A 16,891-nucleotide genomic window follows, 5' to 3' on the forward strand; every position below is an offset into this window, starting at 1 on the left:
TGCACCCTTCGACATTAAGAAGGTAGAGTTATGAAAGCATTACATTTTGGCGCAGGGAACATCGGCCGCGGTTTTATCGGCAAGCTGCTGGCGGACGCCGGGGTTGAGCTGACCTTCGCCGACGTCAATCAAACGGTGCTGGATCTGCTGAACAGCCGTAAAAGCTACCAGGTGCACGTGGTGGGCGAGCAAGAGCGCGTAGAGAGCGTCAACAACGTCAGCGCCGTCAACAGCGGCAGCGAAGCCGCGGTGGCGCTGATCGCCGAGGCGGATCTGGTGACCACCGCCGTTGGCCCGCAAATTCTCGCCAAAATCGCCGGCACGATCGCCAAAGGGCTGGTGCTGCGCCATCAGCAGGGCAATGTGCAGCCGCTGAACATCATCGCCTGTGAGAACATGGTGCGCGGCACCAGCCAGCTGAAGCAGCACGTGTTTGCCGCGCTGCCGCAGGACGAGCAGGCATGGGTTGAGCAGCACGTCGGCTTCGTCGATTCGGCGGTCGATCGCATCGTGCCGCCGGCGGACAGCAGCGATCCGCTGGAAGTGACGGTGGAAACCTTCAGCGAATGGATCGTCGATCAGACGCAGTTTAAAGGCCAGCCTCCGGCGATCGCCGGCATGGAGCTGACCGATAACCTGATGGCCTTCGTCGAGCGCAAGCTGTTCACCCTCAACACCGGCCACGCGATCACCGCCTACCTCGGCCAACGGGCCGGGCTGCAAACCATTCGCGACGCCATTCTCGACCCGGCGATCCGCCGCGTGGTGAAAGGGGCGATGGAAGAGAGCGGCGCGGTGCTGATCAAGCGTTACGGCTTCGACGCCGACAAGCACGCCGCCTACATCAACAAAATTCTCGGCCGCTTCGAAAACCCGTATCTGCACGATGACGTCGAGCGCGTAGGGCGCCAGCCGCTGCGCAAGCTGAGCGCCGGCGATCGCCTGATCAAACCGCTGCTGGGCACGCTGGAATACGGCCTGCCGCATGCCAACCTGATCCAGGGCATCGCCGCCGCCATGAGTTACCGCAGCGAACAGGATCCGCAGGCGCTGGAGTTGGCGGAATTGCTGAACACGCTCGGGCCGAAAGCCGCGCTGGCGCAAATTTCCGGCCTGCCGGCGGAAAGCGAGGTTGTAGAAGAGGCCGTTGCTGTGTATAACGCCATGCACAAGTAGAATCGTGATGATGAACACCCGAGCGCAGCTTGCTGCGCTCCTGGAACCCGAGTTCGGCATCGACGGCCCTCCCCACGCCTTTCGAAAAGCGACGATGGAAGAAGCACAGGCATTTGAAAACCAGGTTCTGGAAAAGCTGAACGCGGGCAAAACGGTGCGCAGCTTCCTGATCGCGGCGGTAGAGCTGCTGGCGGAAGCGCTCAACGTGCTGGTGGTGCAGGTATTCCGCAAGGACGACTATGCGGTGAAATATGCCGTCGAACCGCTATTGTCCGGCAGCGGCCCGCTGGGGGAGCTGTCGGTGCGCCTGAAGCTGATGTACGGGCTGGGGGTGATTTCCCGCCACGAATATGAAGACGCCGAGCTGCTGATGGCGATGCGCGAAGAGCTGAACCACGACGGTTCGGAATACCGCTTCGTCGACGACGAAATCCTCGGGCCGTTCGGCGAGCTGCACTGCGTGGCCGCGTTGCCGCCGGTGCCGACCTTCCTGCAGCCGGGCGAGGCGGATGAAGCGCTGATCGCCATGCAGCGTCAGCGCTATCAGCAGATGGTGCGCTCCACCATGGTGCTGTCCATTACCGACCTGATCGCCGGCATCGGTGCCAAACAACCTTCCCGACTCTCTCCTCTCGGCCGCGGCTAAGCGAAGGCCGCGCGCCATTCGTCGAACAGCAACCACAGCGCGGTGGCGGCCATCAGCCCGGACATCACGCCGTTGAAGGCGCGCAGTTTCCAGGTGACCCGCAGCGCGTTGCGCAACCGGTCACCCAACACCGCCCACAGCAGCACGCACGGCAAGTTCAGCAACGCGAAACCGGCGATGATAGACAGCGTATGGACAAAGGTGGCGCCTTCGCGCGGGGTGAACAGGATCGCCACGTTGATCACCATCAGCCAGGCCTTGGGGTTGACCGCCTGAAACAGCGCGCCGTTGAGCAGGCTCATCGGCTGCGCCTGCTCTTTGGCGTCCGGCGAGGCCGCCTGAAACAGTTTCCACGACAGCCACAGCAGGTAGGCGCAGCCGATCACCGCCAGCGGGAAGCGGATGACGCCGGCCCAGCTCAGCGCCAGCGCCAGCAGCGGGATAATGATCGCCAGCTGTACTGCACAACCGACGCAGATGCCGAACAGCATCGGCAGGGTGCGGCGCAGGCCGAAGTTGACGCCCGACGAGGCCAGCAGCAGGTTGTTGGGGCCGGGGGTGATCGACATGACGGTGACGTAGCTGACAAAGGCGGAGTCCAGCATGGCAGGTTCCTTGAAAATGACGGTGATAACGAGAGGATCAGCATAATCGCTGCGATGGGATGGTGACAGAACCACAAATCGGATATTGTCATGGTTACAGTTGTGTGAAATGTAAACTGTACCCATTGCCTGGAGAGAAACTGTGACCTTGCTCGATGAAACCCCGGATACCCGTTACCTGCAGCTGGCGGATACGCTGGCCGAAGCCATTCGCCGCGGCACGCTGCAGCCCGGCGACCGCTTGCCTTCGGTGCGGCGCTGTGCGCAAACCCATCGCGTCAGCATCAATACCGTGGTGTCGGCTTACCGCACGCTGGAGGATCGCGGGCTGATCGAAGCGCGGCCGCAGTCGGGGTTTTATGTCCGCAGCACGCTGCCGGCGCTGAAGATGGCCTCGGCGCCCAGCGGCCGCATCGAACCGCCGGCGGACGACGTGCTGGCGTTGATCGATACGGTGTTCGCCGCCCAGCAGAACCCGGCCTTCACCAACATTGCGCTGGCCTGCCCGCAGACCAGCGACTTTTATCCCGGCGGCAAACTGGGGCGCATGCTGTCTTCCCAACTGCGCCGCCAGCCGGGTCTGATCGGACAATATCCGTTGCCGCCCGGCAGCCTGCGGCTGCGTCAGCAGATCGCCCGCCGCTCAATGACGCTCGGCATGCTGTTGGAGCCGGGCGACGTGGTGCTGACCCACGGCTGCATGGAAGCGCTGCAGCTGGCGCTGCGCGTCACCACCCAACCGGGCGACTGCGTCGGGCTGGAGTCGCCGACCTACTTTTACCTGCTGCCGCTGCTGGCCAGCCTGGGACTGAAAGCGCTGGAAATCCCTACCGATCCGCAGCTGGGGCTGTCGTTGGACGCGCTGGAGCTGCTATTGAACGAGAAGCGGCTGAATGCGGTGATCGCCATGCCGACGGTGCAAAACCCGCTGGGTTGCACCATGCCGCTGGCGGCGAAAAAGCGGCTGGCGCGGCTGATGAACGATCATCAGGTGCCGTTGATTGAAGACGGGCTGTATGCCGAGATCCAGTTCGGCGGGGCGCTGTCGCCGGCGGTGAAGGCGTTCGATCGCGACGGCTGGGTGCTGTTTTGCTCCAGCTTCACCAAAACGCTGGCGCCGGATTTTCGCGTCGGCTGGATCTGCGGCGGCCGTTTTCACGAGGCGTTGCGCAAGCTGAAGGCGGTGTCGTCGATGTCCGAGTCGCAGCTGCTGTCGGAAACGCTGGCGACCTTCCTGGAGAGCGGCGGCTACGATCACCATTTGCGCAACCTGCGCAAGCGCTATGCGGCGCAGGTCGACGAGGCGAGGGCGCTGATCGCCCGGCATTTCCCGCGCGGCACGCTGGCCACGCAGCCGGCGGGCGGCTTCGTGTTCTGGGTCGAATTCCCCCCCGGCGTGGACAGCGTGGCGCTGTTCCATCAGCTGCTTGAGGAGCAGATCTGTTTGACGCCGGGCACCCTGTATTCCCCGAGCGGGCGCTACCGCAACGCGCTGCGGCTCTCCTGCTGCTACCCGTTCAACGCGCGCTACACCCAGGCGCTGGCTCGGCTCGGCGCCAGGGCCTGCGAGATGAGCGGCCTGCCGCCCGGCATTGCGCAGGACGGGTAACGGCGCGCGCCTTTTGCTACAATGCCGGTATCATTGATTAGCGTGCCATTTTGGGCACAATGGGCCAGAGACCATGAAAGAGAAAGAAAAGGCAGAGATCAAGCGCCTGAGCGACCTGCTGGACGCCTTGAACCACAAAGACGCCACCGTGATCCAACAGGGCAACCCTGACTTGATCGCGCAGCACACCAAAGAGAAAGAGAAGCTGGCGACGGAGATCGAGCGCCTGAAAAACGTGCGCGGCGAGAAGCTGAGCGCCGAAGCGCAGAAGCTGAGCCAGCTGCCGTTCAGCCGCGAGATCACCAAGAAAGAGCAGGCCGATATGGGCGCGCTGAAGAAAAGCGCGCGCGGGCTGATCGTAGTGCACCCGATGACCGCGCTGGGCCGCGAGATGGGCCTGAAAGCGGTCACCGGCTACGCCAAGAAAGCGTTCTGAATCCCGGGCGTCAGACCTTGGTGGTGAAATACGCCTTGGTCTGATAGGGCACGGTGACCGTGTCCTGGCCCCGCAGTTCCTCTTCTTCCGCCACCAGTTGGCGCAACCGATCGATAACCTGCTCCTGTTGCGCCTGCGGCAGCGCGGCGATAAAGCTGGTTGAACGTACCCGGTTGTAGATCACGTCCTCCACCGCCCCCCGGTGGCCGAGCATAAACACCTGCTCCTGCAGCGGTTCAAAGCCTTTGAACGGGAAGAATTTGCGCCATTCGCCGGTATAGAAACGCGGCGCATCGCCTTCGTGGCTATCGACGATCTGATTCAGTTTACGCACCCAACCGACGCGCGCATCGCGCATGTTCCACACCAGGCCGAGTTTGCCGCCGGGCTTGAGAATGCGCTGGATTTCCGCCAGCGCCTGCGGCGTGGCGAACCAATGGAAGGACTGGGCGCACACCACGGCATCCACCGACTCGTCCGGTAGCGGGATCGCGTCGGCGGTGCCCGCCAGCGTTTTCACCTGCGGCAGCGCCGCCGACAGTTTTTCCAGCATTTGCGGCACCGGTTCGACGGCGATCACCTGCGCGCCGGTTTCCAGCAGGCGCGGGGTGAACTTGCCGGTACCGGCGCCGAGATCGATGACCGTCATGCCGGCGTGCAGGCCGATGACGTCACGCAGCCAGACGGCGATTTCCGGCGGGTAATCCGGCCGGCCTTTCACATAGCGATCGGCATTGGCCTGATAGCCCTCGGCGGCGGCGTGATGAATCGAATGGGTCGGGGTGGTCATATCCTGGCTCCTGGCTGAAAAAACGTGCGGCTACAGTATAGGCGGAAGAAAAGGGTTAACGCGGCATTCGGCGCACGTTTTTCATTTTCCGCTCGCGCGTTCAACGGCCGAGCAGGCGGCGGTTGAAATCCTCAAGGCGCCCTTCGGCGAGCCGCGTGAGCATGGTCTTGCTCCAGCTGGCGGAGAGGCCGGCCACCGCCAACAGACGGCGATACTGTTCCGCATCGAACGGCATATGCCAGGCGATGGCGATGGCTTCGGCCACCGACACATCGCTGTTGCGCGCCGCCAGCGCCAGCGGGCGATCGCCGCTGACCGCGCCCGGCGACACCACCCGATACAGCCAGCCGCAGCGGCCGCTTTGCTGCATCAGCACCGAAATGTCCTCGATGGCGAAGTGATAATTGAGCTTGAAGCACGGCGAGCGCGGCTGGGTGACCTGGATCAGCGCCTCGCCCCAGCGGAAGATGTCGCCCATAAACACATTGTGTTCGGTCAGCCCTTCGGTGGAGATATTCTCGCCGAAGGCCGGGGCGCAAAATTGCTCGGCCTGCGCCGGAAACTGCTCGCGCCAGTGGGCATAATGCTCGCGCGGGTAGTGACACAGCGCGCGGTCCGGCCCGCCGTGGTAGCTTTTTTCGGCCTGTTCGTCGCCTTCCAGGCCGAGCGGCGTGAGCCGGATGGCGCCATCCACCTGGCGTTTGGCGATGGCGCTGGGGCGCCCGCCTTCATAGGGTTGGATGCTGCCGATGTAAACGTCTGGGTGATGCATGTGCGCCTCCGTGTCTCGCGTCGAGGGCTCAGCATAGCCTGAGTTGTTCTCGTACACTACCCGGCGTTTACCTGTACGGAAGGATGTGTTTTTCCTGTCTATATTTAGGCTTTTATCGTCGAGAAAAAACCATGCGTTTCATTGTATTGAGGCATGCGGAGTCAGAATGGAACCGCTCGGGGATTATTCAGGGGCGAAGTGACAGTCCGCTGACAGAAGAGGGGCGACGTCAAATCGCTGGGCTTGGCGCTCGCTTGCAAATGTTATCGGTCACTTTGTTGATCAGTTCACCGGCTGGTCGGGCTTTTACGACAGCGGAGACGTTGGCTGAGAGATGTGGCTGCACTGTGCAAATGGATGAGCGTTTGCAGGAGCAAGATTTTGGCCGACTGGAAGGATTATCTTATGCGCAGGCCATGCGCGATTATCCAGAAGCGACGCAGTGCCTCTTTGCCGGTAAGGCAGAGGCGTCGGCTCCGGGAGGGGAGAATGCTTATGAGGTTGCCTGGCGCCTGATGGCTTGTCTGTCCGATCTGGCTGTCGATGGACAAAATCAAACGCTTGGTGTGGTTACGCACGGCCATGCTCTGCAGGCACTGATTTGGTGGCTTAAAGGGGCTGACCCGCAGGAGGACCTCCGCAGATACGGTCATCGCAATTGCGGCTACGCAATGCTTGATGCGACCGCCTCTGGTTTTAACTTGTTGAATTGGGGAGTCGCGACCCACCTGTTGCCACAAAGATAGGGCGAGGAACGGATATTCCTCGCCTGAGGGCGTCAGAAGGTGGTCCAGTTATCTTCCGCTGCGGCGTTGGCGGCCGCGGGTTTTACGGCCGACGCTTTCGGCGCGGCGGCTTTCACGGCGGCGGGTTCGGTCTGCTCCGCCAAACGGAACACCGAAACGCTCTGCAACAGCATGTCGGCCTGCTCTTCCAGCGAATCGGCGGCGGCGGCGGACTCTTCCACCAGCGCGGCGTTCTGCTGAGTGGTATGGTCCATTTCGACGATCGCCTGGCCAATCTGGGCGATGCCGCGCGTCTGTTCATCGGAGGCGGCGGCGATCTCGGCCATGATGTCGCGCACGTGGGTGACCGAGCGGACGATCTGCTCCATGGTATTGCCGGTGCTTTCCACCAGTTCGGTGCCGGTTTTCACCCGGCTGACCGATTCGGCGATCAGCCCTTCGATCTCCTTCGCCGCTTGGGCGCTGCGGCTTGCCAGGCTGCGCACTTCGCTGGCGACCACCGAGAAGCCGCGTCCCTGTTCGCCGGCGCGCGCTGCTTCCACCGCGGCGTTGAGCGCCAGGATGTTGGTCTGGAAGGCAATGCCGTTGATCAGGGTAGTAATTTCGGCGATACGCTGCGAACTGCTGGAAATATCGCGCATGGTGCTGACCACGTTCTCCACCAGCTTGCCGCCCTGTTGCGCGGTCTGCGAGGCGTCGGTGGCCAGCTGATTGGCGTGATGGGCGTTGTCGGCGTTCTGTTTCACCGTGGCGGTCAGCTGTTCCATGCTGGCGGCGGTTTCCTCGACCGCCGCCGCCTGCTGCTCGGTGCGGGAAGAGAGATCGGTGTTGCCGGCGGCGATTTCCGCGGAGGCGGTGGAGACCTGGCTGACCCCCATCTGGATCTTCTCAATCATGGTGCGCAGGTTTTGGCTCATGGCCGCCACCGCGTTCAGCAGCTGCCCCAACTCATCGCGGCGGGTGCTGGTCTGCGCCTGGCGCAGATCGCCGCCGGCGATGCGTTCCGCCATCGCCAACGTGCTGTGCAGCGGACGGGTGATCTGCAGCGTGATACGCCAGGCGATAAGCACTCCGGCGATAATCGCGATCAGGGTGGTGATGCCCATCTGCAGCTGCGCCAGGTTGATGTTGCTGCGCGTCTGCGCCAGTTCGTCCTGCATAAAGGCGTTCACCAGCGTGCCGATCTCATGCGCGCGTTCACCGAGCTGTCGGCTGATCTGCTGCTCGTGCTCATAGGCCGGTAGGTAGGCCGCGATGCGGTTTTTGTAATCGTCCAGGGCGGCCAGCAGCGGCTGCAGCTGCGGGCGCTGCGCGTCGCTGACCCGGCGGCTCAAGGCGTTGGCCGCGTCGCGCGCGTCATCGATGGCCGCCATCAGCGGCGCTTCGGTTTCCTTGTTCAGGCTCAGCAGCAGACCGCGCGCGCCGTAGCGCACCTGGGTCAGCTTCTGGTTCAGCTGGATGAAGGCCAACTGCAGATCGCCGTTGGTGAGCTGGCGCTCCACCTGGCTCAGGCTGGCCTGCACTTCCGACATGTTCCAGCTCTGGCGCACCGCGTCTTTCGCCGAGACCGCCTGCTCAAAGATTTTTTGCTGTTGCTGGTATTCCCCGATCAGCGTCACCAGACGCTGCAGATCCTTGCGGCTTTGGGCGTCCCAGTCCAGCGCCTGCCCCTGATCTATCAGTTTGACGGCGTTTTCAATATTGGCGCGGTTGTTCTGCAGATACTCCGGCTGGTAGGTCTGGCCGTACATGGCGCGGTTGTATTTGGCCTGGTTGATCTCCTCGTTCAGCCGGTTGCTGAAGTCGATGCGATCGGCGCGGGATTCGATGATGTGCAGATATTGCGCTCCGGTGCCGGCGATAACGACCGCCAACAGCAGCAACAGCGCGAAGCCGAGGCCGAGCTTTTTACCTACGGTGAGATGAGTGAACTTTCCTGCCAATGCTTGCAATGCCGCCATAGCGTTTTTCCTTCTCCGGGCGAACGTCAATTGAACAAACCATCGGCAGGAAGTGGTCAAACTTTAGCGGATTTCAGGCAAAAAAATACCCGCCGGCGGCGGGCATCTTCATCAACGGGGGCGAATTACTTCTTCGCGGCGAAGCGCGCGGCGGCTTCATCCCAGTTGACCACGTTCCAGAACGCCTTGATGTAGTCAGGGCGTTTGTTCTGATATTTCAGGTAGTAAGCGTGTTCCCACACGTCCAGGCCGATGATTGGGAAACCGGAAGCGCCGGCGACGGCTTCGCCCATCAGCGGGCTGTCCTGGTTGGCGGTAGACACTACGGCCAGCTTGCCGTCTTTCAGCACCAGCCAGGCCCAACCGGAACCGAAGCGGGTGGCTGCGGCTTTCTCGAACTCTTCCTGGAATTTCTCAACGCTGCCGAAATCGCGCTCGATGGCCGCTTTCAGATCGCCGCCCAGCGTGGTGCCGGTTTTCAGGTTTTTCCAGAAGAAGCTGTGGTTGGCGTGGCCGCCGGCGTTGTTGCGCATGAAGGTGCGTTTGTCGGCAGGCACTTTATCCAGATCCTGGATCAGCTCTTCAACGCTGTATTTAGCCAGCTCAGGGTAGGCTTCCAGCACGGTGTTGGCGTTGTTGACGTAGGTCTGGTGGTGTTTGGTGTGATGGATTTCCATCGTCTGCTTGTCGAAATGCGGTTCCAGTGCGTCGTAAGCGTACGGCAGGGATGGCAGTGAATAACTCATAATCATCATCTCCAGTGGTGTATGGGCGGCGCAAAGGGCGAGCACCGCGTAAGCAGTCGGATCATTATAGTTAATTAAATGATATTGAAAATGATTATCAATGCCCTGTGAACTGTGTGGTTAATAAACAAATCGTTGCGTTAACATGCTGATAGAAGAGGGCGCTGGGGAGCCGCGTCGAACCGCCGCCCCGGCGCGTTGGTTACTCTCTATACTGTAGGGAGCGCCAACGCCGAAATGTATCGAAATGTGCCAATGCGTTCACTGAATGAGCACGAGTGTGTAACAACCACAAGCACGCTGTGGTAATATGGCCGGCGTTCGTAGCAAGCATAACAACAGTGACATTCGCGTTTGCCGCGCTAGCGGGCAGGCGCATTTGAACAATGTGACAATCGAGAGTAAAGGAGACCCCCATGCAGGTCAGCAGAAGGCAGTTCTTTAAGATCTGCGCTGGCGGTATGGCAGGAACGACGGTGGCCGCGCTGGGCTTTGCCCCCGAAGTGGCGTTGGCGGAAACCCGGCAGTACAAACTGCTGCGCGCCCGCGAGACCCGTAATACCTGTACGTATTGTTCCGTCGGCTGTGGGCTGTTGATGTACAGCCTTGGTGATGGCGCCAAAAACGCCAAAGAAAGCATTTTCCATATCGAAGGGGATCCGGATCACCCGGTAAACCGCGGCGCGCTTTGCCCGAAAGGCGCCGGCCTGGTTGACTTCATCCACAGCGAAAGCCGCCTCAAGTACCCGGAATACCGGGCGCCAGGGTCGGACAAATGGCAGCGCATCAGCTGGGACGACGCCTTTACCCGCATCGCCAAGCTGGTGAAGGAAGACCGTGACGCCAACTTCATCAAAACCAACGACCAGGGCGTTACCGTCAACCGCTGGCTGACCACCGGCATGCTGTGCGCCTCGGCCGCCAGCAACGAAACCGGTTTTCTGTCGCAAAAATTTAGTCGCGCTCTCGGCATGCTTGCCGTAGACAACCAGGCGCGTGTCTGACACGGACCAACGGTAGCAAGTCTTGCTCCAACATTTGGTCGCGGTGCGATGACCAACCACTGGGTTGATATCAAGAACGCGAATTTGATTATCGTCATGGGCGGTAATGCGGCGGAAGCGCATCCGGTGGGGTTCCGCTGGGCGATGGAAGCCAAAATACACAACAATGCCAAGCTGATCGTGATCGATCCGCGCTTTACCCGAACCGCATCGGTGGCGGACTTCTACACGCCGATCCGCTCCGGGACCGACATCGCTTTCCTGTCGGGCGTGTTGCTGTATCTGATGACTAACAACAAATTTAACCGCGAATACGTCGAGGCCTACACCAACGCCAGCCTGCTGGTGCGGGAAGACTTTGCCTTCGAAGACGGCCTGTTCAGCGGCTACGACGCGGAAAACCGTAAGTACGACAAAACCACCTGGAACTACCAGTTCGACGAGAACGGCTTCGCCAAGCGCGACGTCACGCTGCAGGATCCGCGCTGCGTGTGGAACCTGCTGAAGCTGCACGTGAGCCGCTACACGCCTGACGTGGTGAGCAACATCTGCGGCACGCCGAAGGACGATTTCCTCAAGGTGTGCGAATACATCGCCGAAACCTGCGTGGCGGATAAGACCGCCTCGTTCCTGTACGCCTTGGGCTGGACTCAGCACTCGGTCGGCGCACAGAACATCCGCACCATGGCGATGATCCAGCTGCTGCTCGGCAACATGGGCATGGCGGGCGGCGGCGTCAACGCGCTGCGTGGCCACTCCAACATCCAGGGTCTGACCGATCTCGGCCTGCTGTCGCAGAGCCTGCCGGGCTACCTGACGCTGCCGTCGGAGAAACAGACCGATCTCGAGACCTACCTGAAGGCTAACACGCCGAAGGCGCTGCTGCCGGGCCAGGTGAACTACTGGGGCAACTACCCGAAATTCTTCGTCAGCATGATGAAGACCTTCTACGGCGACAAGGCGCAGAAGGACAACAGCTGGGGCTTTGACTGGTTGCCGAAGTGGGACAAAGGCTACGACGTGCTGCAGTACTTCGAGATGATGGCGCAGGGCAAGGTCAACGGCTACTTCTGCCAGGGCTTTAACCCGGTAGCGTCGTTCCCGAACAAAAACAAGGTGGTGGCTTCACTGTCCAAGCTGAAGTTCCTGGTGACCATCGATCCGTTGAACACCGAGACCTCCAACTTCTGGCAGAACCACGGCGAGTTCAACGAAGTGGATCCGTCGCAGATCCAGACCGAAGTGTTCCGCCTGCCGTCTACCTGCTTCGCCGAAGAGAACGGCTCGATCGTCAACTCCGGCCGCTGGCTGCAGTGGCACTGGAAAGGCGCGGACGCCCCGGGTGAAGCGCTGAACGACGGCGAGATCCTGGCGGGCATCTTCAGCCGCCTGCGCGAGATGTATGCGCGCGACGGTGGCGCGGTGCCTGAGCAGGTGCTGAACATGACCTGGGACTACCTGACGCCGGACAACCCGGCGCCGGAAGAGGTGGCGCAGGAGAACAACGGCAAGGCGCTGGCGGATCTGCTGGATGCCGACGGCAAAGTGCTGGTGAAAAAAGGCGAACTGCTCAGCTCGTTCGCGCAATTGCGCGACGACGGCACCACCGCCAGCGGCTGCTGGATCTTCGCCGGCAGCTGGACGCCGGCCGGCAACCAGATGGCGCGGCGCGACAACGCCGATCCGTCCGGCCTCGGCAATACGCTGGGCTGGGCCTGGGCATGGCCGCTCAACCGCCGCATTCTGTACAACCGCGCCTCGGCGGATCCGCAGGGTAAACCGTGGGATCCGAAACGCCAGCTGTTGGAGTGGGACGGCGCCAAGTGGGTCGGGGCCGATATCCCGGACTACAGCACCGCCGCGCCGGGCAGCGACGTCGGGCCGTTCATCATGCAGCCGGAAGGCATGGGCCGCCTGTTCGCCACCGACAAGATGGCGGAAGGGCCGTTCCCTGAACACTACGAGCCGTTCGAAACGCCGCTCGGCACCAACCCGCTGCACCCGAACGTGGTGTCCAACCCGGCGGCGCGCGTGTTCAAGGACGATCTGGCGGCGATGGGCAAATCCGACAAGTTCCCTTACGTCGGCACCACCTATCGTCTGACCGAGCACTTCCACTACTGGACCAAGCACGCGCGGCTGAACGCCATCGCCCAGCCGGAACAGTTCGTGGAAATCGGCGAAAAGCTGGCGGAGAAGAAGGGCATCAAGCAGGGCGATACCGTGAAAGTCAGCTCCAACCGTGGCTACATCAAGGCCAAGGCGGTGGTGACCAAGCGTATTCGCACGCTGCAGGTGCACGGCCAGGAAGTCGACACCATCGGCATCCCGATCCACTGGGGTTACGAAGGGGTGGCGAAGAAAGGCTTTATCGCCAACACGCTGACGCCGTTCGTCGGCGACGCCAATACGCAAACGCCGGAGTTCAAGGCGTTCCTGGTCAACGTGGAAAAGGTGTAACGGAGACGAATTATGGCCATGCAATCTCAAGACATCATTCGTAAATCCGCCACCAATGGTTTCACGCCGGCGCCGCGCGCCCGTGACCACCAGGAAGAAGTGGCCAAACTGATCGATGTCACCACCTGTATCGGCTGCAAGGCCTGTCAGGTGGCCTGTTCCGAATGGAACGACATCCGCGACGAAGTGGGACACAACGTCGGGGTGTACGATAACCCCGCCGATCTGACCGCCAAGTCGTGGACGGTGATGCGCTTCTCCGAGGTGGAGGAAAACGGCAAGCTGGAATGGCTGATCCGCAAGGACGGCTGCATGCACTGCGCCGATCCGGGCTGCCTGAAGGCCTGCCCGTCGGAAGGCGCGATCATTCAGTACGCCAACGGCATCGTCGACTTCCAGTCCGAGCACTGCATCGGCTGCGGCTACTGCATCGCCGGCTGCCCGTTCGACGTGCCGCGCATGAACAAGGACGACAACCGGGTGTACAAGTGCACCCTGTGCGTCGACCGCGTGGACGTCGGCCAGGAACCGGCCTGCGTGAAAACCTGCCCGACCGGCGCGATTCACTTCGGCACCAAGGAAGCGATGAAGCAGGTGGCGGCGGATCGCGTCAGCGAGCTGAATACCCGCGGCTACCAGAACGCCGGTCTGTACGATCCGGCGGGGGTGGGCGGCACGCACGTGATGTACGTGTTGCACCACGCCGACAAACCGCAGCTGTACCACGGTTTGCCGGACAACCCGAGCATCAGCCCGGCGGTGACCTTCTGGAAGGGCGTGTGGAAACCCCTGGCGGCCATCGGCTTTGCCGCCACCTTCGCGGCCAGCGTGTTCCACTATGTCGGCGTCGGGCCTAACCGCGTCGAAGATGAGGACGAGCACGACGAGTCGCACGACGAGGAGACGCGCAAATGAGAAAGGAAAAGCCCATTCAGCGTTACAGCGCGCCGGAGCGCATCAACCACTGGATCGTGGCGTTCTGCTTCGTGTTCGCCGCCATCAGCGGGCTGGGGTTCTTCTTCCCCTCCTTCAACTGGCTGATGAACATCTTCGGGACGCCGCAGCTGGCGCGCATTCTGCACCCGTTTGTCGGGGTGATCATGTTCGCCGCGTTCCTGCTGATGTTCCTGCGCTACTGGAAGCACAACCTGATCAACCGGGAAGATATCGTCTGGGCCAAGAACATCCACAAAATCGCCATGAACGAGGAAGTGGGTGATACCGGGCGCTATAATTTCGGCCAGAAGTGCGTGTTCTGGGCGGCGATTATCAGCCTGGTGCTGCTGCTGGCCAGCGGCGTGGTGATCTGGCGGCCGTATTTTGCGCCGTCGTTCTCCATTCCGCTGATCCGCATCGCGCTGCTGGTGCATTCGCTGGCCGCGGTCGGCCTTATCATCGTGATTATGGTGCACATTTACGCCGCATTGTGGGTAAAAGGCACCATTACCGCGATGGTGGAAGGCTGGGTGCCGGCGGCCTGGGCCAAGAAACATCATCCGCGCTGGTACCGTGAGGTCCGCGAGAAACGACAGGAAGATAAACCCTGATGAGTATCCGCATCGTTCCTAAAGAGCAGTTAGGGGCACAGCGTGAGAAGTCCACAACGGCGGAGAACATCCCGCCGTTACTTTTCGCCAACCTGAAAAGCCTGTACAGCCGCCGCGCCGAACGTCTGCGTCAGCTGGCGGTCGACAACCCGCTGGGTGACTACCTGAACTTTGCCGCCGAGCTGGCGCAGGCGCAGCAGCATGCGCTGCACGATAACCCGCTGGCGCTCGATCTTAGCGAAGCGTTGGCGCAGGGCGCCGCCAGCGGCAAACCGCCGCTCGATCTGAGCGTGTTCCCGCGCAGCGAGCACTGGCGCAAGCTGCTGACGTCGCTGATCGCCGAGCTGCGCCCGCAGGCGCCGGAACACATTCTGGCGGTGCTGGACAACTTGGAGAAGGCCTCGGCGCACGAGCTGGAGCTGATGGCCGACGCCTTGCTCAACCGCGAGTTTGGCAAGGTAGGCAGCGAGAAGGCGCCGTTTCTCTGGGCCGCGCTGTCGCTCTATTGGGCGCAGATGGCCAGCCTGATCCCCGGCAAGGCGCGCGCCGAATACGGCGAGCAGCGCCAGTTCTGCCCGGTGTGCGGCAGCATCCCGGTCTCCAGCATGGTGCACATCGGCACCGTCAACGGCCTGCGCTACCTGCACTGCAACCTGTGCGAAAGCGAATGGCACGTGGTGCGGGTGAAGTGCAGCAACTGCGAGCAGACTCGCGATCTCAACTACTGGTCGCTGGACAGCGAGCAGGCGGCGGTGAAGGCGGAGAGCTGCGGCGACTGCGGCACTTACCTGAAGATCCTCTATCAGGAAAAAGACCCGCAGGTCGAAGCGGTGGCCGACGATCTGGCTTCGCTGGTGCTGGACGCCCGTATGGAAGAAGAAGGCTTCGGCCGCAGCAGCATCAATCCGTTCCTGTTCCCGGCGGAGTAACCGCCCGGCCCCGTTCGCGCGGGGCCGGATGAGCAATTTCAGAACGGGCTTCTGGCAATCGCCCGGGCGAGTTGCTACGTTTAGGCCATAACGCGCCAAGCGAAAGGAACCACGATGTTAAACACCCTGGCAAAACTGACCGCGGTCGCCGTGTTGGCGGTTGGACTGGCGGCCTGCGACAACAAAGACGACACCAAACCGGCGGTGCCGCCGCCGGACACCAAGCCGACCGTGACGCAGCCCGCGCCACCGCCGCCGCCTGCGCCGGTAGAAACCCCGCCCGCGCCGCCGGGGCTGAACGTGTCGCTGCAGAAGGGCAAGATCACCTTCGAGCTGCCGCCGGGCTTTAGCGATCAAACGCTGAACAGCGGCATCATCAACGACAGCACCTCCACCATTCAGCGCTTCCTTGACGGCAAGTCGCGCCAGAGCGCGGTCTCGTCCGAAGTGATCCCGCCGGACGGCATGAAGCTCAACACCAGCGACAAAATGCTGAAAGAGCTGACGCAGAGCGCCATCACGGTGCTGGCCGAACGCTATCAGAATATCCAGACCACCAAAGAAGAGAACTTCAGCGTCGGCAAACAGAAGTTTCGCCGGGTGGATACCGAACAGACCGTCAACGGGCAAAAGGTGGTCTCCACCCTGGTGTTGACGGTGTTCAACAAGCGGGTGGTGACGTTGCAAATGCTGTCGCCGGCCAAAACGCCGGAAGTGCATCAGGCGCTGGTGCAGCGGATTATCGATACCCTGGCGGTGAAGTAAGGACGCCGCAGCCAGGACGAAGCGGAGGAGACCGGATGAAGCTTATCGGCAGTTACACCAGCCCCTTTGTGCGCAAGATTTCCGTGATGCTGCTGGAGAAGGGGATTGCGTTCGAGTTCGTCAACGATCCGCCGTATGAGCCCGGCAGCCGGGTGAAGGAGTTGAACCCGCTCGCCAAGGTGCCGGTGCTGATCGCCGATGACGGCGAGGTGTTTTACGACTCGCCGGTGGTGGCCGAATACCTCGAGCTGCTGGCGGTGGAGCCGGCGTTTTTGCCGGCCGAACGCGCCGCAGCGTTGCGCGTCCGGCAGGTGGCGGCGTTGGCGGACGGCGTGACCGAAGCGGCGGCGACGCTGTTCCGTGAAAGCCGGCGCGCGCCGGAAAAACAGGACGAAAGCTGGATGCTGCGTCAGCGCGACAAGCTGACGCAGGGCCTGGACGCCCTGGAGGCGCTGGCGCGGGAAAAAACGTGGCTCAATGCCGAGCGGCTGACGCTGGCGGATATCGCCACCGGCTGCGCGCTGGGCTACCTCAATTTCCGCCGCATCCTGCCCAACTGGTGCGTCGAGCGCCCGGCGCTGGTCAAACTGGCCGAACGCCTGTTCGCCCGCGAAAGCTTCGCCCGCACGGCGCCGCCCTGAGTTTTTTCTCCCCGCCGCGGCGGGGTTTTGCTATGCCGATACGTTTAAACTGAAAACC

At 61.9% G+C, this 16,891-nt stretch carries 16 protein-coding genes; 11 read left to right on the forward strand and 5 right to left on the reverse strand.

The genetic code is table 11. The features are described from left to right. The first annotated feature begins 30 nt into the window (after positions 1-30). Both AC2CGI_RS20310 and AC2CGI_RS20315 read left to right on the forward strand, forming a co-directional pair. A complete protein-coding gene (locus AC2CGI_RS20310; RefSeq protein ID WP_021504154.1) occupies positions 31-1,176 on the forward strand; it encodes a mannitol-1-phosphate 5-dehydrogenase in 1,146 nt (381 codons plus the stop codon). 94 nt (positions 1,177-1,270) lie between these two features. Next, positions 1,271-1,822 (forward strand): MltR family transcriptional regulator, encoded by a 552-nt coding sequence (locus AC2CGI_RS20315; RefSeq protein WP_016929575.1) that lies wholly within the window; start codon positions 1,271-1,273, stop codon positions 1,820-1,822. Here the strand turns inward: AC2CGI_RS20315 and AC2CGI_RS20320 are convergent. Continuing rightward, the gene (locus AC2CGI_RS20320) at positions 1,819-2,427 is read right to left on the reverse strand and encodes a LysE family translocator (RefSeq protein WP_015376165.1); all 609 of its coding nucleotides are present in this window, start codon (positions 2,425-2,427) and stop codon (positions 1,819-1,821) included. The two genes, AC2CGI_RS20315 and AC2CGI_RS20320, sit on opposite strands and share 4 nt — an antisense overlap. 142 nt (positions 2,428-2,569) lie before the next feature. Here AC2CGI_RS20320 and AC2CGI_RS20325 point away from each other — a divergent pair, with 142 nt between their 5' ends. Next, on the forward strand, positions 2,570-4,036 hold the full coding sequence (locus AC2CGI_RS20325) for an aminotransferase-like domain-containing protein (RefSeq protein ID WP_015376166.1): 1,467 nt from the start codon (positions 2,570-2,572) through the stop codon (positions 4,034-4,036). A 73-nt stretch (positions 4,037-4,109) separates the two neighbouring features. Continuing rightward, a complete protein-coding gene (locus AC2CGI_RS20330) occupies positions 4,110-4,472 on the forward strand; it encodes a YibL family ribosome-associated protein (protein ID WP_015376167.1) in 363 nt (120 codons plus the stop codon). Between the two features lie 10 nt (positions 4,473-4,482). Here AC2CGI_RS20330 and AC2CGI_RS20335 read toward each other — a convergent pair whose 3' ends face one another. Both AC2CGI_RS20335 and yiiM read right to left on the reverse strand, forming a co-directional pair. Continuing rightward, on the reverse strand, positions 4,483-5,262 hold the full coding sequence (locus tag AC2CGI_RS20335) for a class I SAM-dependent methyltransferase (RefSeq protein WP_021504151.1): 780 nt from the start codon (positions 5,260-5,262) through the stop codon (positions 4,483-4,485). 100 nt (positions 5,263-5,362) lie between these two features. After that, positions 5,363-6,034, reverse strand: coding sequence for a 6-hydroxyaminopurine reductase (gene yiiM, locus AC2CGI_RS20340; RefSeq protein ID WP_015376169.1), 672 nt, complete (start codon positions 6,032-6,034; stop codon positions 5,363-5,365). Between the two features lie 131 nt (positions 6,035-6,165). Here yiiM and AC2CGI_RS20345 point away from each other — a divergent pair, with 131 nt between their 5' ends. Beyond that, the gene (locus AC2CGI_RS20345; protein ID WP_031299772.1) at positions 6,166-6,780 is read left to right on the forward strand and encodes a histidine phosphatase family protein; all 615 of its coding nucleotides are present in this window, start codon (positions 6,166-6,168) and stop codon (positions 6,778-6,780) included. Positions 6,781-6,812: 32 nt separating this feature from the next. Here the strand turns inward: AC2CGI_RS20345 and AC2CGI_RS20350 are convergent, their stop codons facing one another. Continuing rightward, entirely contained in the window at positions 6,813-8,741 is a 1,929-nt protein-coding gene (locus tag AC2CGI_RS20350; RefSeq protein ID WP_076741170.1) for a methyl-accepting chemotaxis protein, read from the reverse strand. Between the two features lie 125 nt (positions 8,742-8,866). Then, positions 8,867-9,487: a superoxide dismutase [Mn] gene (gene sodA / locus AC2CGI_RS20355; RefSeq protein ID WP_004934003.1), complete on the reverse strand. Its 621-nt coding sequence runs from the start codon at positions 9,485-9,487 to the stop codon at positions 8,867-8,869. 416 nt (positions 9,488-9,903) lie between these two features. On the opposite strand from sodA, the gene fdnG reads away from it, so the two are divergent. From fdnG to AC2CGI_RS20385, 6 genes are all read left to right on the forward strand, one after another. Beyond that, positions 9,904-12,951 carry a formate dehydrogenase-N subunit alpha gene (gene fdnG / locus AC2CGI_RS20360; RefSeq protein WP_130054971.1) on the forward strand — a complete coding sequence of 1,016 codons (3,048 nt, stop codon included), beginning with the start codon at positions 9,904-9,906 and terminating at the stop codon, positions 12,949-12,951. Positions 12,952-12,963: 12 nt separating this feature from the next. Then, positions 12,964-13,866: a formate dehydrogenase subunit beta gene (gene fdxH / locus AC2CGI_RS20365; protein WP_004934014.1), complete on the forward strand. Its 903-nt coding sequence runs from the start codon at positions 12,964-12,966 to the stop codon at positions 13,864-13,866. Then, positions 13,863-14,498 (forward strand): formate dehydrogenase cytochrome b556 subunit, encoded by a 636-nt coding sequence (gene fdoI / locus AC2CGI_RS20370; protein ID WP_004934017.1) that lies wholly within the window; start codon positions 13,863-13,865, stop codon positions 14,496-14,498. The genes fdxH and fdoI overlap by 4 nt, the downstream gene beginning before the upstream one ends. Further along, positions 14,498-15,427 carry a formate dehydrogenase accessory protein FdhE gene (fdhE, locus tag AC2CGI_RS20375; RefSeq protein ID WP_004934019.1) on the forward strand — a complete coding sequence of 310 codons (930 nt, stop codon included), beginning with the start codon at positions 14,498-14,500 and terminating at the stop codon, positions 15,425-15,427. The genes fdoI and fdhE overlap by 1 nt, the downstream gene beginning before the upstream one ends. A 114-nt stretch (positions 15,428-15,541) precedes the next feature. Then, a complete protein-coding gene (locus AC2CGI_RS20380) occupies positions 15,542-16,192 on the forward strand; it encodes a DcrB/PsbP domain-containing protein (RefSeq protein ID WP_004934023.1) in 651 nt (216 codons plus the stop codon). Positions 16,193-16,227: 35 nt separating this feature from the next. After that, positions 16,228-16,833 carry a glutathione S-transferase gene (locus AC2CGI_RS20385; protein ID WP_076741169.1) on the forward strand — a complete coding sequence of 202 codons (606 nt, stop codon included), beginning with the start codon at positions 16,228-16,230 and terminating at the stop codon, positions 16,831-16,833. The last annotated feature ends 58 nt before the right edge of the window (positions 16,834-16,891 follow it).

It is taken from the genome of Serratia sp. LSHTC3 (genome assembly GCF_057197125.1).